Below are 25,816 nucleotides of genomic sequence, written 5' to 3'. Positions count from 1 at the left end.
CTGTTTATCACCCATGTTCTCCTGATACAGAACATTTATTGTCAGTACTTTTTCCATTTTAATATGATTAAAAGATGCTTCCTATTCATTTCTCACCTTTTTATGAACATGAAAAGATACCTTAAAGATAATTATCTATCCTTTTTTCCTATCTCTTCCCAGCATAATAATCTGCTCTTAAAAAGAATTCCAATCTCATCTATTTACTTACCCATACAGAACTTACTGAATATTTCATTAACCAGATCATCCCCCACCGATTCTCCCAGGATGGTTCCTAACTGCTCATAGGCATCCATTAAATCAATGGAATAAAAATCCTCAGGCATTCCCTCTCTCACACTTTGTTCCACCATAGAAAGGCTTTTAAGGGTCTCCAGAAGAGCATTTTTATGTCTTACATTGGTGATATAAACCTGATCATTAAAATCAATCTCACCATGATAAAACATGGCCTTAATCTCATCCTCTAAGTTTCCGATACCCAGCCGTTCCTTTGCGGAAATGGGAATCACTTTATGTCCTGTCCTCATTTTTACCATATCCTCAGTCACCACAGGAGTAAGATCCGTCTTATTTAAAAGAACCACTGCCTTCCTGTTTTCAATGAACCTTAAAATCTCCTCATCATTTTCATCAAGAGAACAGGAACCATCCACCACATAGATGATGAGATCCGCTTCCTGAGCTGCGTTTCTTGCTTTCTCAACACCGATCTTTTCAACCACATCTTCCGTATCCCGGATCCCTGCCGTATCAATGATATTAAGGCTTAAGTCCTCCAGCCTGATCTGCTCCTTTAAGGTATCTCTGGTGGTTCCTGCAATATCTGTTACAATCGCCCGTTCCTCTCCCACAAGAACATTTAAAAGAGAAGATTTTCCTGCATTGGGCTTTCCTAAAATAACGGTTTCAATTCCTTCCGAAAGAACTCTTCCATTATCAGAGGATTTAATAAGAAGGTTCAGCTCCTCTTTTAAAGGCTTCAATGTCTGTAAAAGAAGCTCCTGGTACCCATCCAGGGAAATGTGCTCCGGATCATCAAGGGCGGATTCAATAAAAGCAATATGGTAAATAATTTTATCCCTCATATCACTTATTTTCCTGGAAACAGCTCCCTCCAACTGGCTCACAGAGGATTTTAAGGCATAATTGTTTTTGGCATGGATGACATCAATGACAGCCTCTGCCTGGGAAAGATCCATCCTGCCGTTTAAAAATGCCCTTTTGGTAAATTCTCCAGGCTCCGCAGGTCTGGCCCCGTATTTTAACACCGTCTCCAGAATCCTTTTGGTCACAAGAATTCCTCCGTGGCAATCGATCTCAACCGTGTCTTCTGCCGTATAGCTTCGAGGCCCCCTCATGACCAGAACCAGAACCTCATCAATGACCTCATCCCCATCACAAATATAGCCGTAATGAACGGTATGAGACGGCTCCATGGAAAGCTTTTTCTCTCCTTTTCCCTTTGCCTTAAAAATCCTATCTATAATTTGAAATGACTCTTCGCCGCTGATCCTGACGATTCCGATACCGGAACTGGACATGGCAGTGGCAATAGCCGCTATTGTATTCATTTTCATATTTTGTCTCCTAATGAATCAAGGGGATATGCAAACATATCCAGTTGACGCCCGGTGAAGCGGGGCGCGCTGTTCACAAATTCAAGGTTAAAAGACGTTTTTATTTCAACCTAAATCGCCGCTTTCGAAAGAAGAGGGGTGAGGGTGCCTTCCGACAGCCCCAACCCCTCATTGTAATTTGTCTATTTATCTTTATCCTGATTCCGATCTTTTTTGGAATAATCCTTCTTTAAGGAAATGACAACATGCCTGAATGGTTCCTCTCCCTCACTTCTTGTAACAACAAACTTGTCATTCTGAAGTGCGGAATGAATGATCCTTCTTTCATAAGGATTCATTGGTTCCAGAGAAACGGAATGTCTTGTCCTCTTCACCTTGTAAGCAATGTTTTTTGCCAGGGTTTCCAGAGTTTCCTTTCTCCGCTCCCTGTAATTTTCCGTATCAAGCTTTATCCTGATATAATCTTCGTTTTCCTTATTTATAACAAGGCTGACCAGGTACTGCAGGGAATCCAGGGTCTGTCCTCTCTTGCCTATTAAAATTCCCATGTCATCCCCTGACATGTTAATGGAAAGTTCTTTTTCCTTTTCACTATAAGAAGTCTCCAATCGGACCCCTAAAGCCATAGCGCCGAACACATCGGAAAGAAAGGTCACAGCCTTATCTTCTATGGTTTCTTTCTTCTTTGCACGGATGACAGCCGGTTTTGAACCGATAAATCCCAGAATACCATTACTGCCCTTATCAACAATTTCATACTCCAGCTTATCACTGGTTGTCCCTAATTCGATTAATGCCTTTGTAATCGCGTCATTAACGGTTTTTGCTGAAACTGTAATCATATCCATAGGTCACCCCTCCTATTTATTATTGTGCTTTTCGTTGTACTTATTAACCATCCTCGCCTTTGATGCAATGCTGCCAGGATTTGATGCTCCGCTGTTATAATAATCATTGGAAGCCTTAACCTGCTCCTTTGTCTTTTCAGCCTTGGCATTTATCTCAGCCTCCACCTTTTCATTGGAAGTCTGAAGATTCTTCAAATTCGCTGTGGCATTCTGAGAAACACGCTGAGGAGGAAGCCCTTTCCTGGCACGCTTTTTATTGGCCTTTTCCACATTCTTTTTAATCATCTCATCCATATCAATCTGGTTTAAATAGCGGTTAACCGCAACCTGCTGGATGATCTGGAACACGCTGGAAGCGATCCAGTAAATACCGATACCTGATGCAAAAGTAAAACAGAAAAATACAGACATCAGAGGCATGACCGTATTCATGCTCTTCATGGACTGAGCCATGGCATTGCTATCATCATTTGTATTCTGAGGCTGGTTTACTGTCATCAGCTTGGTACTGAACCACTGGCTGAGACCGGCCAGAATTGGGATGAGAATGGCAAGGCTGAAATGGAAGCCTCCTCCTGACGGAAATATAACGCTGGATGGCGTAGAGGCCAGATTGATCCCCAGAAAAGAATTCATATGGGAGATCTGGGCTGCATTAACAGCAATGGTATCCTTAATAGTAGGGAATAGTTCCTGCAAAGAACCCCACTGGCTGGGATTTAACTGATAAAGGAAATCCACCACCCCATTGCTGCTTGTAAGACTTCCGATTCTTGATACATTAATTTTATTATCTGTGGCAAACTGTGTCAGCAGTCCCACATGGTCCACCCCAAGAGAATTTATGGCAGTCACCACATTTTCAAATACCAGCTTAACACTCTGTACATAGGCCGGAATATGATAAATAACCTGATACAGGGCAAAAAGAATTGGCATCTGGATGACAAGCTGCACACAGCCTCCTGTCATGGAAGTTCCGTATTTCTCATAAACTGCCTGAACCTCCACATTCTGCTTTCTCATGGATTCCTGGTCAGTTTTTCCTTTATACTTTGCCTGAATTGCCGAAATTTCCGGCTGCATAACGCTCATAAGTTTTGATGATTTCTGCTGCTTTAACGTCAGCGGAAACATAAGAAGCTTTGTTACAAGAGTAAATAAAATAATACACAAACCAATATTCTGAATGCCAAACGTGCTGGTCAGCTTAAACAGCCAATCCATAATAACCCCCAGAACGGTTGCAAACGGCCCCAAGATGCCTCCTACCTTAGTCAGTACTAAGAATTCCAATGAACTACCTCCTCATCTGTTACGGAACTGGATCATAACCGCCTTTTGCAAAAGGATTACACCGAAGTATCCTTTTACAAGCCAAAAATGTACCTTTCAACACACCATACTTTGTAAGTGCCTCAATGGCGTATTGAGAGCACGTAGGCGTGTAAATGCAGTGAGTTCTTATTTTCAGAGGGGAAAGATACTTCTGATATCCTCTGATCAACCAAATCATGATTTTTTTTACCATAAGATCACTTCGATTCTTTTTTTAAAATGTTATGAAGTCCGCACAAGTGCAGATATGCACTTTCGATTGTTTTGTAATCTTCTTCCTTTGCCGCTGCTCTTACAACGACTACGATGTCTAATCCTGTCTCTACCATGTCCTCATGAAGCCTGAAGCTTTCTCTGATTAATCTGGTTATGTGATGCCTTACAACGCTGTTCCCTACCTTCCTGCTGACGGATATGCCGATTCTGGTTTCCGGCCTGTCCGTTTTTCTGATATACATCACAAGAAGTTTGTTGGCAAGGGACTTTCCACTTTGGTAAACTTCCTTAAAATCCCTGCTTTTCTTAATCGAATTAAAATGTTTCATGAAACTTTTTCCTATCTCCTGTCCACGTCTTCTGGACAAAAAAGTATACCTGAAAGGTATTTTCTTCTTTTCCTGGAATTTGAGAAAAGAAAAGGCCACAATTACTTGCGGCCTGGTCCATTAAGCTGATAATTTTGCTCTTCCTTTTGCTCTTCTTGCGGCTAAAATTTTTCTTCCGCCTGGAGTGCTCATTCTGGCTCTGAAACCATGAACTTTGGATCTCTGTCTCTTCTTTGGCTGAAACGTCATCTTCATAATCTACGGACACCTCCTCTTGTTACAATAGCTTATCATAGGCAATATGATGAAACATATTGAGACTATTTTAATTAAACATCGTTTCAATTATATAGAACAAAAGGTGGTTAGTCAAGGGAAAAATATTTTTTGTCTGCTAATGAATCAAAGGAATACGCCTGCATACCCAGTTGACGCCCGGTGAAGCAGGGCGCGCTGTTCACAAATTCAATATTAAAAGATGTTTGCTTTCATCATTATCCTTTCATGACTTTCAATAAGGCCTGTGTCACCGCCACCGTAAGAATTCCCGCCACAATGGCCTCCGGAATGCCGTTGATGCATATAATTCCTATTATTATAGAATAAACACCTTTCGTCACTCCCCTTGCCGCCAGACCGTATTCTTTTCCAAAAAATAAGTAAATCAGATTCATTACCAAAAGGGTATTGGTTAATGATCCGGCCACTCCTGCCGCTGCCAGGGCAATGGTTCTCTTTCCTTTTTTCCCGCCTAAAGCTTTTAAAACCGCCCGGAATACATAATAGGCAACGATCCCAATCAGGATCCTGGGCACCATGCAGATGACCAGACTGCCTAAATTCCCTCCATACTCTCCCACTTTGATAAAGGGTGAAAAAACAAAGGACGTGGGATTGGGCATATTGGTATTCTTCCACAAACTGGTAAATCCAAACACCATTCCCAAAAATCCGCCATATTTTGGGCCAAGAATAATGGCTCCAATTATGACTGGAATATGGATGATGGTGGCGTTCATAAATCCCAGGGGAATATACCCAAAGGGCGTAAACGCCATGATTACCATAATGGCAATAAATACGGCTGCCAATGCCAGGCTACGGGTTTTGCTTTCAATATTCATGTTTTACCTCCTGTGCTACTGTTCTTTTATAAGATACAATGCATCTGGTTACATGTGCATTATATTATAGAAAGCTTTTATCCGTCAATCCATGTCAGGAAATTCACGCCCATTTTGTTAATTTACATAAACTTATCAACATTATGGGGATAACTTGGGGATAACTCTATGGATATTATCTTGATAATTGCCTTTTTATTCACAAGCCTGTCCTGAAAGTCCATATAAATTCATATTTCCCGGAATGTGAATAACAAAACTTTTAAAATCCCCACTTTTTGTGGACAACTCCCTTCCTGGATGATTATCAACAATGACTCACATGCAATACACATCCTCTACACACACTTATCCACAATTTTTTACTATTATCATTGATAATTATTTCAAAATAGTATAGAATGAACTGTAGATTGGGTAAATGCGCATATTTGCATTTTTATAAATGTAGGAGACTTACGATGTTAGAAAAGTTAAAGGAAAAATGGGATGAAATCTTATTGAATTTAAAAGAAGAGCACGAAATTACGGACGTGTCTTTTAAAACTTGGCTTCTTCCCCTGAAGGTTCATTCCGTGAATGGCGAAAAAGTCATTGTCATGGTGCCGGATGTGGAATTCTTAGGATACATCCGCAAAAAATACGGGTTTCTTCTCAAAATTACCATAGAAGAAGTAACTGGCTTTGAATGCAGCGTTGATTTCGTTGTGGAAAATCAGATTCAAAAAGAGGCTGCTCAGGCTTCTGCAAGCAATACTCTTATTAACAATGCCGCGAATTCGGTCAGCCAGACGGCCAGCATAACCGCGAATTTAAATCCGAAATACATTTTTGATACCTTTGTGGTAGGAGCCAACAACAACCTGGCCCATGCCGCATCCCTGGCTGTTGCGGAATCTCCCGGTGAAATTTATAACCCTCTGTTTATATATGGAGGCGTGGGTCTTGGAAAAACCCACTTGATGCATTCCATCGGCCATTTCATATTAAAAAACAATTCGTCTGCAAAGGTCCTCTACGTGACCAGCGAAAAGTTCACCAATGAGCTGATTGATGCCATCCGTAATAAAAACAATTTCTCTCCTACGGAATTCCGTGAGAAGTACCGTACCAATGACGTTCTTCTGATCGACGATATCCAGTTCATCATTGGTAAGGAAAGTACTCAGGAAGAATTCTTCCACACCTTCAACGCATTATATGAAGCCAAAAAGCAGATCATCATTTCCTCGGACAAACCTCCAAAGGAAATCGAAACGCTGGAGGAACGTCTCCGATCCCGGTTCGAATGGGGTTTAACAGTGGACATACAGTCTCCTGATTATGAGACCAGGATGGCCATCCTCCGGAAAAAAGAGGAAATGGAAGGCTATAACATTGACAATGAAGTCATCAAGTACATAGCCACCAACATCAAATCCAACATCCGGGAACTGGAAGGCGCCTTGACAAAAATCGTTGCCCTCTCCCGCCTTGACAATAAGGAGATCACCGTAGAACTGGCAGAAGAAGCATTAAAGGACATCATCTCTCCCAACGACAAACGGGAAGTTACGCCAGAGCTTGTCATACAGGTAGTTGCAGATCATTACGGCATTACTCCTCTTGATATCTGTTCTCAGAAACGGAATAAGGAAATCGTTTATCCACGTCAGATTGTCATGTATCTCTGCCGCGAAATGGTTGGAACTCCCTTGCAGATGATCGGAAAATACCTGGGAGGAAGAGATCACACCACCGTCATTCATGGAATAGAAAAAATCACCACAAACATGAGCAAAAGCGAATCTTTAAGTAATACCATTGAAATTCTGAAAAAGAAGATTAGTCCACAATAAGGTGTGTATTAGCTGTTAATATTCTGTGGATAATTAAGGGCCTTAAACTGCTTCTCATCTTCTTGTGGATAACCTGGAAGTTTTCCTTCGTTTGTGTGGACGTTATTCACACCCTTATGAACACGGAAACTTCAGCCTTTATAACGGTTATCAGGGCTTTTACACAAACCCACAGCCCCTACTACTAATACGACGGAATTTAACTATATCATCCATCTATTTATTGCAATTTCTAGAGCAAAGGAGTTATCAACAATTATGAAACTGACATTTAAACAAGATGAGATCTTAAACGGCATTAATATTGTACTGAAAGCTGTTCCCAGCAAAACCACCATGTCCATCCTGGAATGCATCTTTATCGATGCCAGCGGGTCAGAGATCAAACTGACTGCCAATGACATGGAACTTGGAATTGAAACAAAGGTAGAAGGAACCATCCTGGAAAGAGGTAAGATTGCCCTGGAAGCAAAGCTGCTTTCCGAGATCGTAAGAAAACTCTCTTCTGCAGGAGATTCCCTGCTTACCATTGAAAGCGATGAAAAGCTTACCACCACCATTTCCTGTGAAAACTCCGTATTCCATATTCAGGGACGGGATGGAGAGGAATTTGCTTATCTTCCGTATATTGAACGGGATCATTATATCTGCTTATCCCAGTTCTCTTTAAAAGAAGTGATCCGCCAGACCATTTTTTCCATTGCACCCAATGACAGCAATAAGATGATGACCGGAGAGCTTTTTCAGGTGACAGGAAATCAGTTAAAGGTGGTTTCCCTGGATGGTCACAGGATTTCCATCCGGAATATTGAATTAAAAGATACGTATCATGATATAAAAGTCATTGTTCCTGGCAAGACTTTAAACGAAGTCAGCAAGATCCTGGGCGGAGACAATGAAAAAGAAGTGCTTATTTTCTTCAGCACCAACCACATTTTGTTTGAATTTGACGATACCATCGTTGTTTCCCGTTTGATCGAAGGAGAATATTTCCGGATCGACCAGATGCTTTCCAGCGATTATGAGACAAAGACATCAGTCAACAAAAGACAGCTTTTGGACTGTCTTGACCGGGCTACCATCCTGGTAAGGGAGAACGATAAAAAGCCCCTGATCATGAACATTGAAGATCAGGAGATGCAGCTCAAGATGAATTCCAGCTTTGGTTCCATGAATGCCCAGGTTCCCATCCATAAAACAGGAAGCGAGATCATGATCGGCTTTAATCCAAAGTTTTTGATCGATGCCTTAAGGATCATTGATGATGAAGAAGTGACTCTTTACATGCTGAATCCCAAATCCCCTTGCTTTATCAGGGATGAAGAAGGAAAATATATTTACTTAATCCTTCCTGTCAACTTTAATGCGGCATCAGTTTAAACTTTCCCAATAAATAGAGGAACGCCCTACGGGCATACCTTAACACCCGATAAAGCGGGGCGCGCTGTGCCCAAAAAGCATGGGCAGGAAAGAGGAAATTATGGAAACGATCAAGTTAAGGGATGAATATATCAAGCTGGGACAAGCCTTAAAAGCTGCAGGTTTGGTGGGATCAGGGGTTGACGCCAAGTTTGTCATTGAGGATGGCCTTGTGCAGGTCAACGGTCAGGTAGAGTACCAGAGAGGAAAGAAATTAAGAGCCGGAGATGTAGTCACATTTGGAGGCGATGCCATTAAAATCGAGGAACCCCCTGCGGGGAATCCCTTGACACCCGATAAAGCGGGGCGCGCTGTGCCCAAAAAGCATGGGCAGGAAAGAGGAACGCCCTACGGGCATACCTTAATGCCCAAAAAGCATGGGCAGGAAAGAGGAAATAAAACCATCCATGATAATTGAGTCGATAGAGCTTAAGAATTACCGCAACTATGATGAATTACATATGGATTTTAGTCAGGGAACCAATATACTTTATGGGGACAATGCCCAGGGAAAAACAAATGTCTTAGAAGCAATCTATGTCTGTGCTACGACAAAATCCCACAGAGGGAGCAAGGATAAGGAAATTATACAGTTTGACAGGGATGAGTCGCATATCAAGCTAAACATCAGAAAGAACGATATTCCATACAGGATTGACATGCATTTGAAGAAGAATAAGGCCAAAGGCGTGGCAGTAAACGGTGTTCCCATAAAGAAGGCCAGTGAATTGTTTGGAATTGTCAACGTTGTATTTTTTTCTCCGGAAGACTTAAATCTCATAAAAAACGGACCGGCCGAAAGGCGCCGGTTCGTTGATTTGGAATTATGTCAACTAAACAGGCTTTACGTCCATTCCCTTGTGCAGTATAACCGGATCGTGACGCAGCGCAATAAACTGTTGAAAGATATGGCTTTCCGGCCGGATTATGAAGAAACCCTGGACGTATGGGATATGCAGCTTGTCCAATACGGGAAGGAAATGATAGGTTACCGGAAAGAATTTATAGAACAACTGGATGGAATCATTGGATCCATCCACGGGAAGCTTTCCGGGGAAAAGGAACACTTACGTATCCTTTATGAGCCCAATGTAGAGGCTGATGAGTTTGAAGATGCCATAAGGCGAAGCAGGCAGCAGGATATGAAGCAGAAAACAACCCTTACCGGTCCCCACCGGGATGATTTAAGCTTTGTCATCAACGGAATCGACATTCGCCGGTTCGGCTCCCAGGGACAGCAGAGGACAGCAGCATTATCCTTAAAGCTTGCAGAAATAGAATTGGTAGAAAAAACAGTATATGATTATCCCATTCTTTTGCTTGATGATGTATTATCGGAGCTGGATAACAGCAGACAAAATCATTTACTTGCAGGAATCAATCATATACAAACCGTGATCACCTGTACGGGGCTGGAAGAGTTTGTAAGAAACCGGTTTCCCGTTGATAAGATATTCCGGGTGGTAAGCGGTACAGTAGGCAGTGAAAACTAGTTATAGTTTGGCTATGTTATTCATAATTTGTGCTTGGTGAGCAAGCATAAATTAAACAAATGTTTCTCAATGGCCAAACCATAACGCAAATTAACGATTCAGGAGGAAGCGTGCAAATATGAGTCAAGAATATGGTGCAGATCAAATCCAGATATTAGAAGGTCTTGAAGCAGTAAGAAAAAGACCTGGTATGTATATCGGCAGTACTTCCACAAGAGGACTTCATCATCTGGTTTACGAGATCGTGGACAATGCGGTGGATGAGGCTCTGGCAGGATATTGCGACAGCATAGAGGTGGTTGTCCATCCTGACAATTCCATAACAGTCGTGGATGACGGACGGGGGATCCCCGTAGGAATCCAGAAGAAAGCCGGGATTCCGGCGGTAGAGGTGGCTTTTACCATCCTGCATGCAGGCGGAAAATTCGGCGGCGGAGGATATAAGGTCTCCGGAGGACTTCACGGCGTGGGTGCTTCTGTAGTCAATGCCCTTTCCCAGTGGCTTGAGGTAGAGATCCGCCAGGAGGGAAAGATCTATAAACAGCGTTATGAAAAGGGAAAGACCATGTATCCCTTAAAGGTTATTGGAGAATGCGACCCGGCTGAGCATGGAACAACGGTTACATTCCTTCCTGACGGGGAAATTTTTGAAGAAACAATCTTTGATTACGATACCTTAAAGATCCGTCTCCGTGAAACTGCATTTTTAACCAAAAACTTAAAGATTGTCCTTAAGGATGAGCGGGAGGATAAGCATGAGCACGTATTCCATTACGAAGGCGGAATCAGGGAGTTCATTACCTATCTGAACAAGGGGAAGACCCCTCTTTATGAACAGGTGTTTTACTGCGAAGGAACAAAGGATGGTGTCTATGTTGAGATTGCCATGCAGCACAATGATTCCTATACGGAAAATATCTACAGCTTTGTCAATAACATCAACACTCCTGAGGGAGGGACCCATCTGGCAGGCTTTAAGAATGCCCTGACAACCACCTTAAATGATTATGCCAGAAAGAGCAAACTGTTAAGAGAGAGCGAAACCAACCTATCCGGTGAGGACATCAGAGAAGGTATGACCGCCATCATCAGCGTCAAAATTGAGGAACCTCAGTTTGAGGGCCAGACAAAGCAGAAGCTGGGAAACAGCGAGGCCAGGGGAGCGGTTGACAGCTTATTAAGGGAACAGTTGACCTATTATTTAGAGCAGAATCCAAGCATTTCAAAAAATATTTGCGACAAATCCATTATGGCTCAGAGGGCAAGAGCTGCAGCCAGAAAGGCCAGGGATTTAACCAGGAGAAAGACCGCCCTTGAGGGGATGGCCCTTCCTGGAAAGCTTGCAGACTGTTCCGACAAAAACCCGGAAAACTGTGAGATCTATATCGTAGAGGGAGACAGTGCCGGCGGCTCTGCAAAGACGGCCCGTTCCAGGAATACCCAGGCCATCCTTCCTCTCCGTGGAAAGATACTGAATGTGGAAAAGGCAAGGCTTGACAAGATCTATGCCAATGCGGAGATCAAAGCCATGATCACCGCATTTGGAACAGGAATTCATGAGGACTTTGACTTAGGCAGATTAAGATATCATAAAATTATCATCATGACTGATGCCGATGTGGATGGAGCCCACATCAGTACCCTGCTCCTCACCTTTTTATACCGCTTCATGCCGGAGCTTATCAAGGAGGGCTATGTGTATCTGGCACAGCCTCCATTATACAAGGTGGAGAAGAGTAAAAAAGTATGGTATGCCTACAGCGATGAGGAGCTTAACTCCATCCTGAAGGAAATCGGCCGTGACAATAACAATAAGATCCAGCGCTATAAAGGTTTGGGAGAGATGGATGCAGAACAGCTTTGGGAAACCACCATGGATCCGGAACGAAGAGTTCTTTTGCGCGTCACCATGAATGAGGATACCACATCCGAGATGGATTTAACCTTTACCACTTTGATGGGAGACCAGGTAGAGCCAAGACGTGAATTTATCGAAGCCAACGCCAAATACGTACAGAATCTTGATGTTTAATTGGAGGAAATAAAATGGAACCAAATATCTTTGATAAAGTTCATGATGTGGACTTAAAAAAGACCATGGAAAAATCGTATATCGAGTATGCCATGAGCGTCATTGTTTCCAGAGCTCTGCCTGATGTAAGAGACGGTTTAAAGCCGGTTCAGCGTAGAGTCCTGTATTCCATGATTGAGCTCAACAACGGTCCGGATAAGCCACACCGTAAATGTGCCCGTATCGTGGGTGATACCATGGGTAAATACCATCCTCACGGTGACAGCTCCATTTACGGGGCCCTGGTGAATATGGCACAGGAATGGTCTACCAGATATCCCCTGGTGGATGGTCACGGAAACTTCGGTTCCGTGGATGGAGACGGGGCGGCTGCCATGCGATATACAGAAGCCCGCTTAAGTAAGATTTCCATGGAAATGCTTGCAGATATCAGCAAAGATACCGTTGATTTCAGCCCCAATTTTGATGAGACGGAGAGAGAGCCGGATGTCCTTCCATCCCGTTATCCCAATCTTCTGATAAATGGTACCTCCGGAATTGCCGTTGGTATGGCTACCAATATTCCTCCCCACAACTTAAGGGAGGTCATTAACGCAGTCATTCATATTATTGACAACCAGGTGGAAGAAAACAGGGAAACCACCATGGAGGAGATCCTGGATATCATCAAAGGACCGGATTTCCCCACAGGAGCAACCATCCTGGGAAAACGGGGAATTGAAGAAGCATACCGCACAGGAAGAGGTAAGATCCGTGTCAGGGCTGTCAGCGATATTGAAGCCATGGCAAACGGAAAAAGCCGGATCATTGTGACCGAGCTTCCTTACATGGTCAATAAGGCCCGCCTTATTGAAAAGATTGCGGAGCTTGTGAAGGATAAGAAAGTAGACGGCATTACTGACTTAAGAGATGAGTCCGACCGTTCCGGCATGAGGATCTGCATTGAACTTCGCCGGGATGCCAATGCCAATGTAATACTTAACCAGTTGATCAAGCATACCCAGCTTCAGGATACCTTTGGGGTAATCATGATCGCCCTTGTTAAAAATAGTTCCGGCGTTCTGGAGCCTAAGGTCTTAAATATTCTTCAGATGCTGAATTATTATCTGGATCACCAGAAGGAAGTTGTGACCAGAAGGATCCGTTACGATTTGAATAAGGCGGAAGAGAGAGCCCATATTTTACAGGGATTGCTTATTGCCTTAGATAATATAGACGAAGTCATCCGGATCATCAGGGGTTCTGAAAATGTCCAGGCTGCTAAGGCAGAACTTATGAGCCGCTTTGGCTTAAGCGATGTACAGTCTCAGGCTATCGTGGATATGCGTCTTAGAGCTCTTACCGGTCTGGAGCGGGAGAAGCTTGAGAACGAATACAGGGAGCTGGAAGCCAGGATCGCGGAATTAAAGGCCATCCTTGCTGATGAGAAAAAGCTTTTAGCAGTAATCAGAGAGGAAATATCCATTATTTCCTCAAAGTACGGAGATGACAGAAGGACTTCCATCGGCTTTGACGAGTACGATATGTCCATGGAAGACTTGATCCCTGATGAAAGTACCATTGTTGCCATGACAAAGCTGGGATATATTAAGAGGATGTCTATTGACAACTTCAAGAACCAGAACCGGGGCGGCAGGGGAATCAAGGGAATGCAGACCATTGACCAGGATTACATCGAGGACCTGATGATGACAACCACCCATCATTACCTGATGTTCTTTACTAATACGGGCCGTGTTTACCGGTTAAAGACCTATATGATCCCGGAAGGAAGCAGAACATCCAGAGGAACTGCCATTATAAACCTTCTGCAGATGCTTCCCGGCGAGAGCATTACGGCCATCATCCCCATGAAGGAATACGATGATGATAAGTTCTTATTTATGGCAACCAAAAATGGAATGGTAAAGAAAACTCCTATGATGGAATATGCCAATGTCCGTAGAAATGGCCTTCAGGCCATTGTCCTTCGGGAAAATGATGAACTCATTGAGGTTAAGGCAACCGATGATACAAAGGATATTTTCCTGATCACTAAAAAAGGCCAGTGTATCCGGTTCCATGAAAAGGATGTCCGTATCACAGGCCGTGTATCCATGGGTGTTATCGGCATGAAGCTCAATGAGGATGACCATGTGGTAGGCATGCAAAAGGAAACCCAGGGACCGAAACTTCTGATCGTATCAGCCAATGGCATGGGCAAGCGTACTCCTACTGAGGAATTCACGCCCCAGAGAAGAGGTGGAAAGGGTGTTCTGTGCTATAAGATCACGGAAAAAACCGGAGATATCATAGGAGCCAAGCTGGTCCAGGATGACCATGACCTCCTTTTGATCACGACCGAAGGAATCATCATCCGCATTTCCGTCAATGACATTTCCGTCATCGGAAGAAACACTTCCGGAGTGAAGCTGATGAACATTGACCAGGATTCTGATATCAGCGTTGCCAGCATTGCTAAGGTACGGGATGACGGAAGCAAGTCCGATGGAGAAGGTTTGGAAGAACTGGACATTGAGGATGAAGTGCTTCCAGAGGAAATAGAGGAAAAGGATGAAGCCCCTGAAGAGGAATAAAAATCTTAACACAAAGGGTATGGTAATATTTTAGTTTTTATATTATAATATAACCCATCAATAAAAAGCAGTAAAAGACTTTGAATGCAGCAATATTAACTTTACTGTAGTCAAAGTCTTTTTCTTTATTGAAATTCAGCAGGAAGTCCTGCATGGACGATTATGTCCTAAAAAAAGGAGGAATACCAGCTTGGACAGTGACCCAGGCGCGGCGCAGATAGCCGCACAGATTTTATTATTAATTGCTTTAACCTTAATGAACGCGTTCTTCGCAGGAGCGGAAATGGCTGTTGTATCAGTCAACAAAAACAGGATCAGGATGCTGGCTGAGAGCGGAAATAAAAAAGCGGCCCTGATTCAAAAGCTTTCAGAGGATTCTACCGGTTTTCTTTCAACCATCCAGGTAGCCATAACCTTTGCCGGTTTTTTTTCCAGTGCATCGGCGGCAACCGGAATTTCACAGATACTTGGAGGAAAGATGCGGGATTTGGGAATCCCATACAGCGGAAGCCTTTCCATAGTGACAGTAACCATTATTCTGTCATATTTTAACCTGGTATTGGGAGAACTGGTGCCTAAACGGATCGCATTGCAAAAGGCGGAATGGTTCAGTTTATTTGCTGTACGGCCTATTTACATTGTATCAAGAATCATGGCTCCGTTTATAAGGTTTCTTTCCATGTCAACCAATGGAATCCTAAAGCTTTTTGGCATGAAGGCAGATCACCTGGAGGAAGAGGTTTCTGAGGAAGAGATCCGTTCCATGCTTCAGATGGGGCGTGAAAGCGGTGTGTTCAATAAGATCGAGGAGGATATGATTACTTCTATTTTTCTCTTTGATGATAAGAGAGCCAGAGAGATCATGACCCCCAGACAGGATATGGTGGCTGTTAATATCAAAAGACCCATGGAGCTGGTCCTCAATGAGATATTGGACAGCCGGCATTCCAGGATTCCGGTTTATGAAGAAGAAATTGATAATATTATCGGTATTTTGTCCATGAAGGACTTTAACATTGAATTGAATAAAAAAGACATGGCGGGTATTGATATCCGCACCATTATGCAGAAGCCTTATTTTATACCGGAAAATAAAAAGACAGATGATTTATTTCTGGATATGCAGAAGAATAAGACCAAAATGGCCATCCTGGTGGATGAATACGGAGGAGTTTCCGGTCTGATCACCATGGAGGACTTGATAGAAGAAATTGTGGGAGATATTCCCGATGAATATGAAGATTCAGAACCTGAGCTGGTAGAGATGGAACCTAATGTATATAAAGCGGCAGGAAGCATTTCCCTGTATGATTTAGACGAAGTGCTTCATGAAGAGATAGAAAGCTCCTGTGATACCCTGTCAGGATATCTGATCGAAATACTTGGCTTTATTCCTAAAACATCTCAGCTTCCTTTGGAACTGGAGGATGAAAAAAATCTTTATACTATTTTGGAAATGGATGATAAAGTAATAAAGAATGCCATTGTCCGGATTAAGGAAAAATAATTTAAATTGCCCATAAAAAAGTTGTCCAGCTTAAAAAGCCAGGACAACTTTTTTTATGAGCAGCTATGGAGTTTTGTACTAGAAAGTGACTTCTAAGTTATCCGTCAGCATTTGAATGAAGGTCTCATGGTCTTTGACCTGGATCAGTTTTTTAATAAATTCCCTGTCCGTAAGCATCATGGTGAGAGGCTCAAAGATTTCATTAAAAATGTAGCGGTCATTCTTGTTAAAACACATCATGATGATCAGGGAAACAGGTTTCCCGTTCCATGAGACAGGAGAATCAGAAATCAATATATTCAGTCCTGTTTTTTCTGCATGCATTTTCATCGCATGGGGGATGGAAAAATCATGAAAAGCAGTGGAAGAAAGCTTTTCCCTCATGTAGATATCTTCCCGGAATGTTTCGTCTACATAACCCATCCGGCGCATTTTCCCCGTTAGATATTCGATGGTATCCTTTTCAGTCTTTAAATCATTCCTTCTTTCAAAAAAATCCGGGATGATAAGCATTTCCAGATAACTTTTAAAGGTGGCTTTCCTTTTATTGATCCTTACGGATGTAATTTTATTTCTGATGACGGAAATATCCTTATCCGTAAAAAACATTCCGATATGAACGATGTCCACGGCATAAAAACCGTGGAGAGGAACCGTAGACATAATAAAATCGCATTTAGGAACCTGTTCCAGAACAGAGTCCTCCGTTAAAATGTTGGTTATGAGCATTTCACAGGAAAAATGCTGATTAATGGTATCCGTCAGACGTACATTTAAATCATAATAGTTGGGGCAGTATAAAACAGCAGTTACTTTTTTATTAAGGCTTTTTTGTGCTTCCAAAGTGCTTCCCAGGTGAAAGGTGATGTAAGCAATTTCATCGTCATTTATGATGATCCCCGTACGGTCTTTGATAATTCCGGATAAATATACGGAGACATCATAAATTAATGGGCAGGAAGTTTTAATTTCTTCCGTTAAAGGATTTTTTGAAAATTGCTGGTTTTTTGATCTTTGAAGTAAATTTCTTATATGAATGGCAAACCGGATCAGAAATTCAGGTTCTGACAGATCAATATAATAATAAGCATTAACTGACTGGATCATTTCCTCCACCAGGTCAAAGCATTCCTTTCCGATAAAGTCCTCTAAGTTGGCAGTGGTTATGCTTTTGTAATCGATGGTAGTAGCTCTTGAAATCAACAGCAGGGCAAGTTCATAAATTTCAGCTTCACTGTAGGTGATATGAAAATGATTTTCCAATTCTTTTGTCACCTGACTTGCCAACTCATATTCATGATGCCGGAGCTGAGCCAGTTCCTGAACATCCTGGGTATTGATATTGTGATTTTTGATCCTGTCAATGGCGATGGTGATGTGCAGAACAATATTGATCAGAGAATAGTCATTGACAAAATATTGGTATTTATCAAAAATATTCAGCAATGTATTTTTAATATATTCAATTTCAATATCAGGAAAAACATGCTGTATGGTTTTCAGGCTTACAAAGTTAATGTTGGATTCATCGTATAAAATAGAGCTTAAGAGACGGCGTTTGTTTTTTTCCAGCCCTTCAATGGACAAATTGTCCTTTTGATTTAAAAGCTTTAAATCAAACTGGCCCAGTTTCTTTTTTACAGCACCCAGTTCATTTTTTAAAGTGGAGTAGCTGATAAATATGGTATCGCATAAATCGTATGCGTCAATGCCGGTTTCCTGCTTGATCAAAAGATTGATAATATAAACCAGTCTTTCCTGGGAGGACTGGGGGATGTGGGTGCCGGATTCATTGAGTATTTTTCTTCCGGCCTCTGCATGAATGGAATACCCTTTCCTGGAAGAACGGATCATCTGAGGATGGTTATCATTGATTTCTGAAATATAATTTTTTATACTGCGTTCCGAAACCCCCATTTCGGCAGCTAATGCAGAAGCGGTCATTTCATTTGTGTGCATCAGCAGGATACGTATTAATTTTAATAATTTTGGCCCCATAGTAAAACCCTCCTTCTATTCATTATAAGAATGTGGAAAGGATTTTTCCACCAGAGATTTGCACGCTGCATGTGCAAATCTCTGGTGGAATTTTAAGTGGAAAAAAGTAATAATGAATGCATCAAATATATTGTGAAAACCAAACCACGTTTTCATCACCTTTTATGAGAAGTTAAAAAGAAAGCTTTTCATAAACCATATTATACAGATAAAGGAGGATTTTATTTATGTTAAGTGTTTTACTGGTTTGCGGATCCGGTGCAAGCTCCGGGTTTATGGCGGCTAACATAAGAAAGGCAGCGGCCGCAAGGAATATGGATATCACGATAAAGGCCAGAGGAGAAAGTGAAATCGAAAACTATATTGATGACATTGAGGCCCTTATGGTAGGACCTCACCTGGCCTATATTCTGGATGAGATTGAGGAATATACTGGGGGAAAGGATGTGAAGGTCATCTTGATGAAGCCGGAATACTATTCAACATTAAATGGGGATATGGCATTGGATCATTTATTAAGTGAAATGAGTTAAGGGAATAAGGAGGAGAAGGATGAAACAGTTAATTCATTGGTTAGAGCACAGTTTTGCACCGAAAATGAACAAAATTAATAGCAATGTATGGGTTACCACCTTAAAAGATTCTATTATGCAGGTACTCCCGTTTATATTATTGGGATCTATCTTTTGCTTTTTAACTGTTCCGGGAGATGTGTTTGGCTGGAAGTGGTGGCCAAATTTCTGGACTCCCTTTGGCTGGACAATGGGTCTGCTGTCATTGTTTGTAGCATTTTTAATACCATTTAACTTAATGGAAAAAAAGCGTCTGCGTAAACAAAGGATCATTGCAGCCCTTTCCGGTGTGGTGGCATTTTTGATTATTATATCTCCTCAGGTGATAAAGGATGGTCAGGCAGGGTTTCAGCATGCATCTTTAGGAGCCGGAGGAATGTTTGTAGCAATTACCGCTGGTGTCTTCTCAGGTTTTATTATGGGAATTTTCGGGAAGTTCTCATTTTTTAAAGAGACTTCCGTGATACCTGACTTTGTAAGGGCCTGGTTTGATTCCATGCTTCCGACTGGTATCGTGGTCTGCTCTCTATGGGTTTTGGTAGATCTGCTTGGGATCGATATTTATAATATTCTGCTGGCATTATTTATGCCCATTTCCAATGTGATGCAGACTCCCTGGGGCTTTGCCCTTTCTCTTTTGCTTGTTTGCTTTTTATATTCCCTGGGAATTTCAAGCTGGGTACTAACTCCGGTCTATAAGCCGGCAATGCTTATGGCGATTACCGCTAATGTTAGTATGGCCGCGGCTGGAACAGCTACTTACGAGACGCTGAACCTGGTCACTGACCCTACGGTATACTCTGCTTATTTATGGATCGGAGGAATCGGATGTACATTGCCGCTGGTCATTATGCTCATATTTGCAAAAAGCAATAAATTAAGAGCATTAGGGCGTGCCAGCCTTGTACCAGCTATTTTCAACATTAACGAACCAGTCGTGTTCGGCTGTATCGCATGGAATCCGATTATGATGATCCCCATGTGGCTGATGGGCATCATACTTCCAATGGTGGTTTGGATTTTTACAAAGGTAATTCCGTTTGCACCGATTCCTACCAGAGTTTTTGATATGTGGTATTGTCCTTTCCCCATTTCCACATGGCTGACAACGGGGAGCATCAAAGGTATTATTTTAATGGCTGCCTGTGCATTGCTTTCAACCGTAATATGGTATCCATTTTTCCGTATATACGACAATCAGGAATCAGAGGCAGAGAAAAAAGCAGAGGAAAAGAAATAAAGTAATAAGAAGGGTGATCAATCGCCTTACGGGCATACCATTATGCTTTAGAAAGATAGGCGGGAAAGAGGAAACATGGATGAAAAAACACTAGAATCTGCAATGAGCATTATTATGAATGCGGGTGATGCACGTTTGCTGTGCAAAGAAGCATTGACAGCCATTGCCGATCAGGACTTTATTTTGGCAAATGAAAAGATGAAGGAAGCGCAGAAAAAGATCACAGAAGCCCATCGCACCCAGACAGATGCCATTCAGGGAGAAACCAGGGGGGAAAAGGCAGAGTATTCTTTGATTTTCGCCCATGCCCAGGATACGTTGATGACTATATACAGTGAAATCAACATTGCAAAGCAAATGATCAAAATCTTTGAAAATTGGGAAAAGCGTTTGAAGCGTCTGGAGAATCAGGATTAAACCGGTAATATCAGGAAGGAAAGGAGAATACCATGAAAAAAGTACCAAAAGGCTTTCCATCAGATTTCATGTGGGGAGGCGCTGTGGCGGCAAATCAGTTGGAGGGAGCGTATGACCTGGATGGCAAAGGTCTCTGCCTGGCTGATATCAATGAGTTCCAAAAGGACCTGCCCATTGAAAAGCGTTCCAACGGAGAAATAACCAGAGCATATATAGAGGAAGCCCTGGTAAGCAGTAATAAGAATTTCCCTAAAAGGAGAGGCATTGATTTTTATCATACCTATCCAGAGGATTTAAAAATGCTGGCTGATCTGGGACTTAAAACATTCAGAACTTCCATTAACTGGGCCAGAATTTATCCAAAGGGAGACGATGGGCAGCCAAATGAGAAGGGGCTTGAATTTTATGATAAATTGTTTGATGAGATCATTAAAAACGGCATGGAGCCGATGATCACCATTTCCCATTATGAGATGCCTCTTCATTTAACCACTGCATACAAAGGCTGGTATTCCAGAGAAACCATTGATTTCTTCGTAGAGTATTGCAAAACAGTATTTGACCGGTATGCAGGTAAGGTGAAGTACTGGATTATAGTCAATCAGATTAATTTGATCGGTCATGAGTCATTTAATCACCTTGGTGTTGCAGAAGATACGGTTGATGATCTTTGCTCTGCAAAATATCAGGCAGTCCATCATGAGATGGTGGCATGCGCAAGGGCCACAAAATATGCTCATGAAAAATATCCTGAAATGCAGATCGGAATGATGCTCTGCGGCGGGCCGGAATATGCAGCAACATGTAAACCAAAAGATGTTTTGGCTGCCTTGAAACATAATCAAATGGAGTATTTTTTTGCTGATGTCTTGCTTCGGGGATATTATCCCGGTTATGCCTTCCGTTTTTTTGAGGACTGGAATATTAAGCTTACATTTGAAGAGGGTGATGAAGAGGATTTGAAACATACGGCGGACTTTTTCTCATTTTCATATTATTATACTCAGATATGCTCAAAGGAAAGCTATGAAAAAGGGAATGAGGCATACCGGAATAAAGAGCTGCCGGCAAATCCCTGGGGCTGGAGCATTGATCCCATTGGCTTAAGGATCTTATTAAATGAATTTTATGACAGATATCAAAAGCCCATTTATATAACGGAAAACGGAGTAGGATACTACGATGAGGTAGAAAATGGAGAAATCCATGATTCCTACAGGGTGGATTACCTTCGGGCGCATATTGAGCAGATGAAGGAAGCCATCCGGGACGGAGTAGATCTAAGGGGCTATTATGCATGGGGGCCCATTGATATTGTTTCCTGTTCTTCCTGTGAAATGAGCAAGCGCTATGGTTTTATTTATGTAGATTATGATGATTATGGAAAGGGAACAGGGAAGAGGATCAAAAAGGACAGTTATGCATGGATGAAAAAAGTAATTGCATCGGGCGGTGAGGATCTGGCTTAACAGGAGGTGTTTTGTGAAGCAGTTTGAATTTGTGGTTCAGGATGCAATGGGGATTCATGCCAGGTCAGCAGGAGATATGGCAGCAGCAGCCAAGAGGTTTACTTCTCTTATAACATTAAAAAAGGAGGAAATGAAAGCTGATTTAAAAAATCCTCTTGCTATTATGAGATTAGCAGTCAAACCGGAAGAACGGGTAACAATAACAGCCGAAGGGGAAGATGAAAACCAGGCCATTGAGCAGTTGAAAGAGCTGGCTGAAAAAATCGGATTATCATCAAACCGCTGAATTCCATGAAGTAAAGGAAGTCCCCTTGACAATGATCTTGCAAATTGATAAAATATAAACTGAAACCATATCAATTACAGATCAAGGAAGTTCGATCCGCCAGGCGGCTCATCGAACGGCTGATTTTCTAAGTTCAGTCGACACTGTATTTGACTTCACCAAGAAAATTATGCCAATGAAATAGGGGATTCGTATGACAAGTGAGTTTGCAGTAGCGGTTCATGGAGTAGTTTATTTAAACCAAAGGAAGATCACCATTTCCAGTGAAGAACTGGCTTCCAATGTATGCACCAATCCTGCCCGGGTAAGAAAAGTGATGGCAAAATTAAAAAAGGCCGGAATTATCACAACAAAGGAAGGGCTGGAGGGCGGCTATCATTTTGCAAAAGATTCCTCTGAAGTAAGTTTAAAAAGCATTTGTGATGCTTTGGATGTTACCTTTGTATCTTCTTCCTGGAAATCAGGAAATGTAGATACCCCCTGTATGATCGCTTCCGGAATGTCCGGGGTCATGGATGAAATTTACGGGGATTTAAATGAGCTATGCAGAAGAAGAATGGAAGAAATCACCATAAAAGATATTCAGGAAAAATTAATAAGGAATCGTCTTGATTCTAAGGCCTGATTTTTTAATGAAAGCAAGCAGAACGCAAATGTTCGCTTTACTTAAAAAATCAGCCGTTCCATGAACCTTAAGGTGATTGGAACTTCCTTTTAGTAAGGCAGGGAATGATAAATAAAGCATCCCTGCCTTATTTTATGTTTGAACTTGATTTCACAATAAGAATCATTTATGATGAAATAAAACAAAGGGATCTGCTTATCTGGAGGAATATATGATCAGAACGGTTAGAATTGAAGAAATAACGAAGAATGTAAAAGAAATGTGCATAGAAGCCAACCATGTGCTGTCAAGTGATATGGAACGGGTATTTCTTAAGGCAGTGGATGAAGAAATCTCGCCCCTTGGCAGACAGGTGCTTTGCCAGTTAAAGGAAAACTTAAAAATTGCCGGAGAGGATATGATCCCCATCTGTCAGGATACAGGGATGGCAGTGATTTTTGTAAAAATAGGACAGGATGTACATATAGAAGGCGGAAATCTTACGGATGCAGTCAATCAGGGAGTAAGAGAAGGATATGGAGAAGGGTATTTAAGAAAATCAGTGGTGGAGCCGGTGGAGCGGGTGAATACAAAGGATAATACCCCTGCAGTTATTCATTATGAAGTTGTGAGCGGAGATAAGATTGATATTACAGTTGCGCCCAAAGGGTTTGGCAGTGAAAACATGAGCCGAATTTTTATGTTAAAACCTGCAGATGGACTGGAAGGGATCAAGGATTCTATATTGTCAGCCGTAAAGGAGGCCGGACCTAATGCATGTCCTCCAATGGTGGTTGGAGTGGGAATCGGCGGAACCTTTGAAAAATGCGCTCAGTTAGCCAAGCAGGCTTTGACCAGGGATATTGAGAAACGGTCCTCCATTTCCTATGTAAAGGAACTGGAATCAGAGATGCTTGAAAAGATCAACAAGCTTGGAATCGGTCCAGGAGGCCTGGGAGGAAGGATTACCGCTTTGGCCGTAAACATTGAAACCTATCCGACCCACATAGCCGGGCTGCCAGTGGCAGTCAATATCTGCTGTCATGTAAACAGACATGCACACAGGGTTATATAATGCTTGAAGCAAAGAATGGAGGAAAGCATGGATCATCACATAAACGTACCCATCAGCAGGGAAGATGCAAAAAGCCTGAATGCAGGAGATTATGTTTACCTGACAGGGATTATTTACACTGCCCGGGATGCCGCTCATAAAAGAATGAAGGAAACCCTGGACCAAAAGGGAACACTTCCCTTTGATATAGAAGGAAACATGATTTATTATATGGGGCCATCCCCAGCCAGGGAAGGACGGCCCATCGGTTCTGCAGGACCAACCACAGCCAGCCGTATGGATCGGTACACTCCACTTCTTCTGGATATGGGAATGAGGGGAATGATAGGAAAAGGAAAAAGGAGCAAAGAAGTCATTGATGCCATGGTAAGAAACCAGTCCGTTTACTTTGCGGCGGTGGGAGGAGCAGGAGCTCTTCTTTCAAAATGCATCCTTGCCTCTGAAGTAATTGCTTATGAAGATTTGGGAACAGAGGCCATAAGGCGTCTGGAAATAAAAGATTTTCCCGTGGTGGTTGTCATAGACAGCAAAGGAAACAATTTATATGAAACAGCCATAGAAAGATACAGGGAGGTTTAAAGGAAATATATGAATCGTATCTCTTATATGATAATAAGAAACTTCTTTCGTGTTCCCCTATGGTTTTACCGCATATGCAGGATGGGACTTCCGAAAGATACCCATACCGATGAACAGCGTTATGATTACATCCGCCATATAGTGAAAACAGTAAACAGAACAGGGCGCATTAAGGTAGAAGTTCAGGGAGTTGAGAATCTGCCCTCTGAAAATGGCTTTATCCTGTTTCCCAACCATCAGGGATTGTTTGATGTACTGGCTCTGATGGATGCCTGTCCCAACCCCTTTAGCATAGTGGTGAAAAAAGAAGCCGCAAAACTCATTTTAGTAAAACAGGTAATCAAAGCCCTGGATGGCTTTTCCATAGACCGCCAGGACATTAGGGCCTCCATGGAAATCATAACTAAGATGGCGGAAAAGGTAAAAATGGGAAAGAATTTTGTAATCTTTCCAGAGGGAACCCGCAGCCGTGAGGGAAATAAACTTCTGGACTTTAAGGGAGGAACCTTTAAAAGCGCTGTAAATGCCAAATGTCCCATTGTACCGGTGGCACTAATCGACTGTTTTAAGCCCTTTGATGAGAACTCTTCCAGAAAACAGATCGTACAGGTATGCTTCTTAAAACCGATTTGTGCAGAGGATTATCAGAATATGAAAACCGTCCAAATAGCGGGAATGGTACACGACAAAATACAGGAAGAAATAAATCAAAAAATAGGTTGACAAGTCGAAATATATCTTGTATAATTGTCAATGCGTCTGGAAAAGATTTTCATTGAAAGACGATTCATATGGAAATTATGAACTACGGAGAAATACTCAAGAGGCCGAAGAGGCGCCCCTGCTAAGGGTGTAGGTCGGGCAACCGGCGCGAGGGTTCAAATCCCTCTTTCTCCGCTCGTTTCCAAATGATTGATTTTTACTTTTAGACAGTGAAAAAAAGTAGTTGACATAGCAATGCTGATGTGATACTATATACCAGCTGCCGAAAAAACAGTGAAAACAAATAAATAAAAAAAGTGTTGACAAGACAGAAGCGCTGTGATATGATAAATGAGTTGCTGTTAAGAGAGAAACAACACGAAGCACCTTGAAAACTGAAGATTGAACAGTATGTAAAACCCTGAAAATTCTAATAAAACAAGCCATGTTTGATGGCTTTGAATGAGAACAATTCAGAACAAATACAAGCAATTGTATACGAACCAAACAACAAGTAAAACGGGAAAAAATTAGCTAGTTTGTTGATTTTGACCCCGGATTGAACACCATT

At 42.1% G+C, this 25,816-nt stretch carries 23 protein-coding genes, 1 tRNA gene and 1 pseudogene; 17 read left to right on the top strand and 8 right to left on the bottom strand.

What is annotated here, in order from left to right; genetic code table 11:
- Positions 1-203: 203 nt before the first annotated feature.
- From mnmE to ACYVD3_RS04925, 7 genes are all read right to left on the bottom strand, one after another.
- Positions 204-1,583 (bottom strand): tRNA uridine-5-carboxymethylaminomethyl(34) synthesis GTPase MnmE, encoded by a 1,380-nt coding sequence (gene mnmE / locus ACYVD3_RS04955; RefSeq protein ID WP_460641403.1) that lies wholly within the window; start codon positions 1,581-1,583, stop codon positions 204-206.
- Between the two features lie 182 nt (positions 1,584-1,765).
- Positions 1,766-2,431 (bottom strand): RNA-binding cell elongation regulator Jag/EloR, encoded by a 666-nt coding sequence (gene jag, locus ACYVD3_RS04950; RefSeq protein WP_460641402.1) that lies wholly within the window; start codon positions 2,429-2,431, stop codon positions 1,766-1,768.
- Between the two features lie 12 nt (positions 2,432-2,443).
- Positions 2,444-3,727, bottom strand: coding sequence for a YidC/Oxa1 family membrane protein insertase (locus tag ACYVD3_RS04945; RefSeq protein WP_460641401.1), 1,284 nt, complete (start codon positions 3,725-3,727; stop codon positions 2,444-2,446).
- A gap of 19 nt (positions 3,728-3,746) precedes the next feature.
- The gene (gene yidD, locus ACYVD3_RS04940; RefSeq protein WP_460641400.1) at positions 3,747-3,962 is read right to left on the bottom strand and encodes a membrane protein insertion efficiency factor YidD; all 216 of its coding nucleotides are present in this window, start codon (positions 3,960-3,962) and stop codon (positions 3,747-3,749) included.
- A 4-nt stretch (positions 3,963-3,966) separates the two neighbouring features.
- Entirely contained in the window at positions 3,967-4,314 is a 348-nt protein-coding gene (rnpA, locus tag ACYVD3_RS04935; protein ID WP_460641399.1) for a ribonuclease P protein component, read from the bottom strand.
- A 120-nt stretch (positions 4,315-4,434) separates the two neighbouring features.
- Positions 4,435-4,569 carry a 50S ribosomal protein L34 gene (gene rpmH / locus ACYVD3_RS04930; protein WP_460641398.1) on the bottom strand — a complete coding sequence of 45 codons (135 nt, stop codon included), beginning with the start codon at positions 4,567-4,569 and terminating at the stop codon, positions 4,435-4,437.
- Between the two features lie 239 nt (positions 4,570-4,808).
- Positions 4,809-5,438 (bottom strand): ECF transporter S component, encoded by a 630-nt coding sequence (locus tag ACYVD3_RS04925; RefSeq protein ID WP_460641397.1) that lies wholly within the window; start codon positions 5,436-5,438, stop codon positions 4,809-4,811.
- A 461-nt stretch (positions 5,439-5,899) separates the two neighbouring features.
- Here ACYVD3_RS04925 and dnaA point away from each other — a divergent pair, with 461 nt between their 5' ends.
- From dnaA to ACYVD3_RS04890, 7 genes and pseudogenes are all read left to right on the top strand, one after another.
- Positions 5,900-7,276, top strand: a complete 1,377-nt coding sequence (gene dnaA, locus ACYVD3_RS04920; RefSeq protein ID WP_460641396.1) for a chromosomal replication initiator protein DnaA — start codon at positions 5,900-5,902, stop codon at positions 7,274-7,276.
- 258 nt (positions 7,277-7,534) lie between these two features.
- The gene (gene dnaN, locus ACYVD3_RS04915) at positions 7,535-8,656 is read left to right on the top strand and encodes a DNA polymerase III subunit beta (protein WP_460641395.1); all 1,122 of its coding nucleotides are present in this window, start codon (positions 7,535-7,537) and stop codon (positions 8,654-8,656) included.
- Positions 8,657-8,756: 100 nt separating this feature from the next.
- Positions 8,757-8,963 (top strand): annotated as a pseudogene (locus ACYVD3_RS04910) (RNA-binding S4 domain-containing protein); the annotation flags it as partial.
- Between the two features lie 139 nt (positions 8,964-9,102).
- Positions 9,103-10,188: a DNA replication/repair protein RecF gene (recF, locus tag ACYVD3_RS04905; RefSeq protein WP_460641394.1), complete on the top strand. Its 1,086-nt coding sequence runs from the start codon at positions 9,103-9,105 to the stop codon at positions 10,186-10,188.
- A 118-nt stretch (positions 10,189-10,306) separates the two neighbouring features.
- Positions 10,307-12,220, top strand: a complete 1,914-nt coding sequence (gyrB, locus tag ACYVD3_RS04900) for a DNA topoisomerase (ATP-hydrolyzing) subunit B (RefSeq protein WP_460641393.1) — start codon at positions 10,307-10,309, stop codon at positions 12,218-12,220.
- A 14-nt stretch (positions 12,221-12,234) separates the two neighbouring features.
- A complete protein-coding gene (gene gyrA / locus ACYVD3_RS04895; RefSeq protein ID WP_460641392.1) occupies positions 12,235-14,796 on the top strand; it encodes a DNA gyrase subunit A in 2,562 nt (853 codons plus the stop codon).
- Positions 14,797-14,986: 190 nt separating this feature from the next.
- Positions 14,987-16,303 carry a hemolysin family protein gene (locus ACYVD3_RS04890; RefSeq protein WP_460641391.1) on the top strand — a complete coding sequence of 439 codons (1,317 nt, stop codon included), beginning with the start codon at positions 14,987-14,989 and terminating at the stop codon, positions 16,301-16,303.
- A gap of 78 nt (positions 16,304-16,381) precedes the next feature.
- On the opposite strand, the gene ACYVD3_RS04885 is transcribed toward ACYVD3_RS04890, so the two are convergent.
- Positions 16,382-18,301 (bottom strand): BglG family transcription antiterminator, encoded by a 1,920-nt coding sequence (locus ACYVD3_RS04885; protein WP_460641390.1) that lies wholly within the window; start codon positions 18,299-18,301, stop codon positions 16,382-16,384.
- Between the two features lie 227 nt (positions 18,302-18,528).
- Here ACYVD3_RS04885 and ACYVD3_RS04880 point away from each other — a divergent pair, with 227 nt between their 5' ends.
- The 10 genes from ACYVD3_RS04880 (at position 18,529) to ACYVD3_RS04835 (ending at position 25,440) form a co-directional block, all read left to right on the top strand.
- A complete protein-coding gene (locus ACYVD3_RS04880) occupies positions 18,529-18,834 on the top strand; it encodes a PTS sugar transporter subunit IIB (protein ID WP_460641389.1) in 306 nt (101 codons plus the stop codon).
- Positions 18,835-18,853: 19 nt separating this feature from the next.
- Complete coding sequence (locus ACYVD3_RS04875) at positions 18,854-20,113, top strand: PTS sugar transporter subunit IIC (RefSeq protein WP_460641388.1); 1,260 nt, start codon at positions 18,854-18,856, stop codon at positions 20,111-20,113.
- Between the two features lie 75 nt (positions 20,114-20,188).
- Positions 20,189-20,530 (top strand): PTS lactose/cellobiose transporter subunit IIA, encoded by a 342-nt coding sequence (locus ACYVD3_RS04870; protein WP_460641387.1) that lies wholly within the window; start codon positions 20,189-20,191, stop codon positions 20,528-20,530.
- A gap of 32 nt (positions 20,531-20,562) precedes the next feature.
- Complete coding sequence (locus ACYVD3_RS04865; protein ID WP_460641386.1) at positions 20,563-21,999, top strand: glycoside hydrolase family 1 protein; 1,437 nt, start codon at positions 20,563-20,565, stop codon at positions 21,997-21,999.
- A gap of 13 nt (positions 22,000-22,012) precedes the next feature.
- A complete protein-coding gene (locus ACYVD3_RS04860) occupies positions 22,013-22,285 on the top strand; it encodes an HPr family phosphocarrier protein (protein ID WP_460641385.1) in 273 nt (90 codons plus the stop codon).
- A 193-nt stretch (positions 22,286-22,478) separates the two neighbouring features.
- A complete protein-coding gene (locus tag ACYVD3_RS04855; protein ID WP_460641384.1) occupies positions 22,479-22,910 on the top strand; it encodes an RrF2 family transcriptional regulator in 432 nt (143 codons plus the stop codon).
- Positions 22,911-23,121: 211 nt separating this feature from the next.
- Positions 23,122-23,964, top strand: a complete 843-nt coding sequence (locus ACYVD3_RS04850) for a fumarate hydratase (protein WP_460641383.1) — start codon at positions 23,122-23,124, stop codon at positions 23,962-23,964.
- Between the two features lie 27 nt (positions 23,965-23,991).
- Positions 23,992-24,543, top strand: coding sequence for a Fe-S-containing hydro-lyase (locus ACYVD3_RS04845; protein WP_460641382.1), 552 nt, complete (start codon positions 23,992-23,994; stop codon positions 24,541-24,543).
- A gap of 9 nt (positions 24,544-24,552) precedes the next feature.
- Entirely contained in the window at positions 24,553-25,266 is a 714-nt protein-coding gene (locus tag ACYVD3_RS04840) for a lysophospholipid acyltransferase family protein (RefSeq protein ID WP_460641381.1), read from the top strand.
- Positions 25,267-25,352: 86 nt separating this feature from the next.
- A tRNA-Ser gene (locus ACYVD3_RS04835) sits at positions 25,353-25,440 on the top strand.
- The last annotated feature ends 376 nt before the right edge of the window (positions 25,441-25,816 follow it).

It is taken from the genome of Lacrimispora brassicae (assembly GCF_054772055.1).
This window is presented reverse-complemented; position numbering and strand designations above follow the sequence as displayed.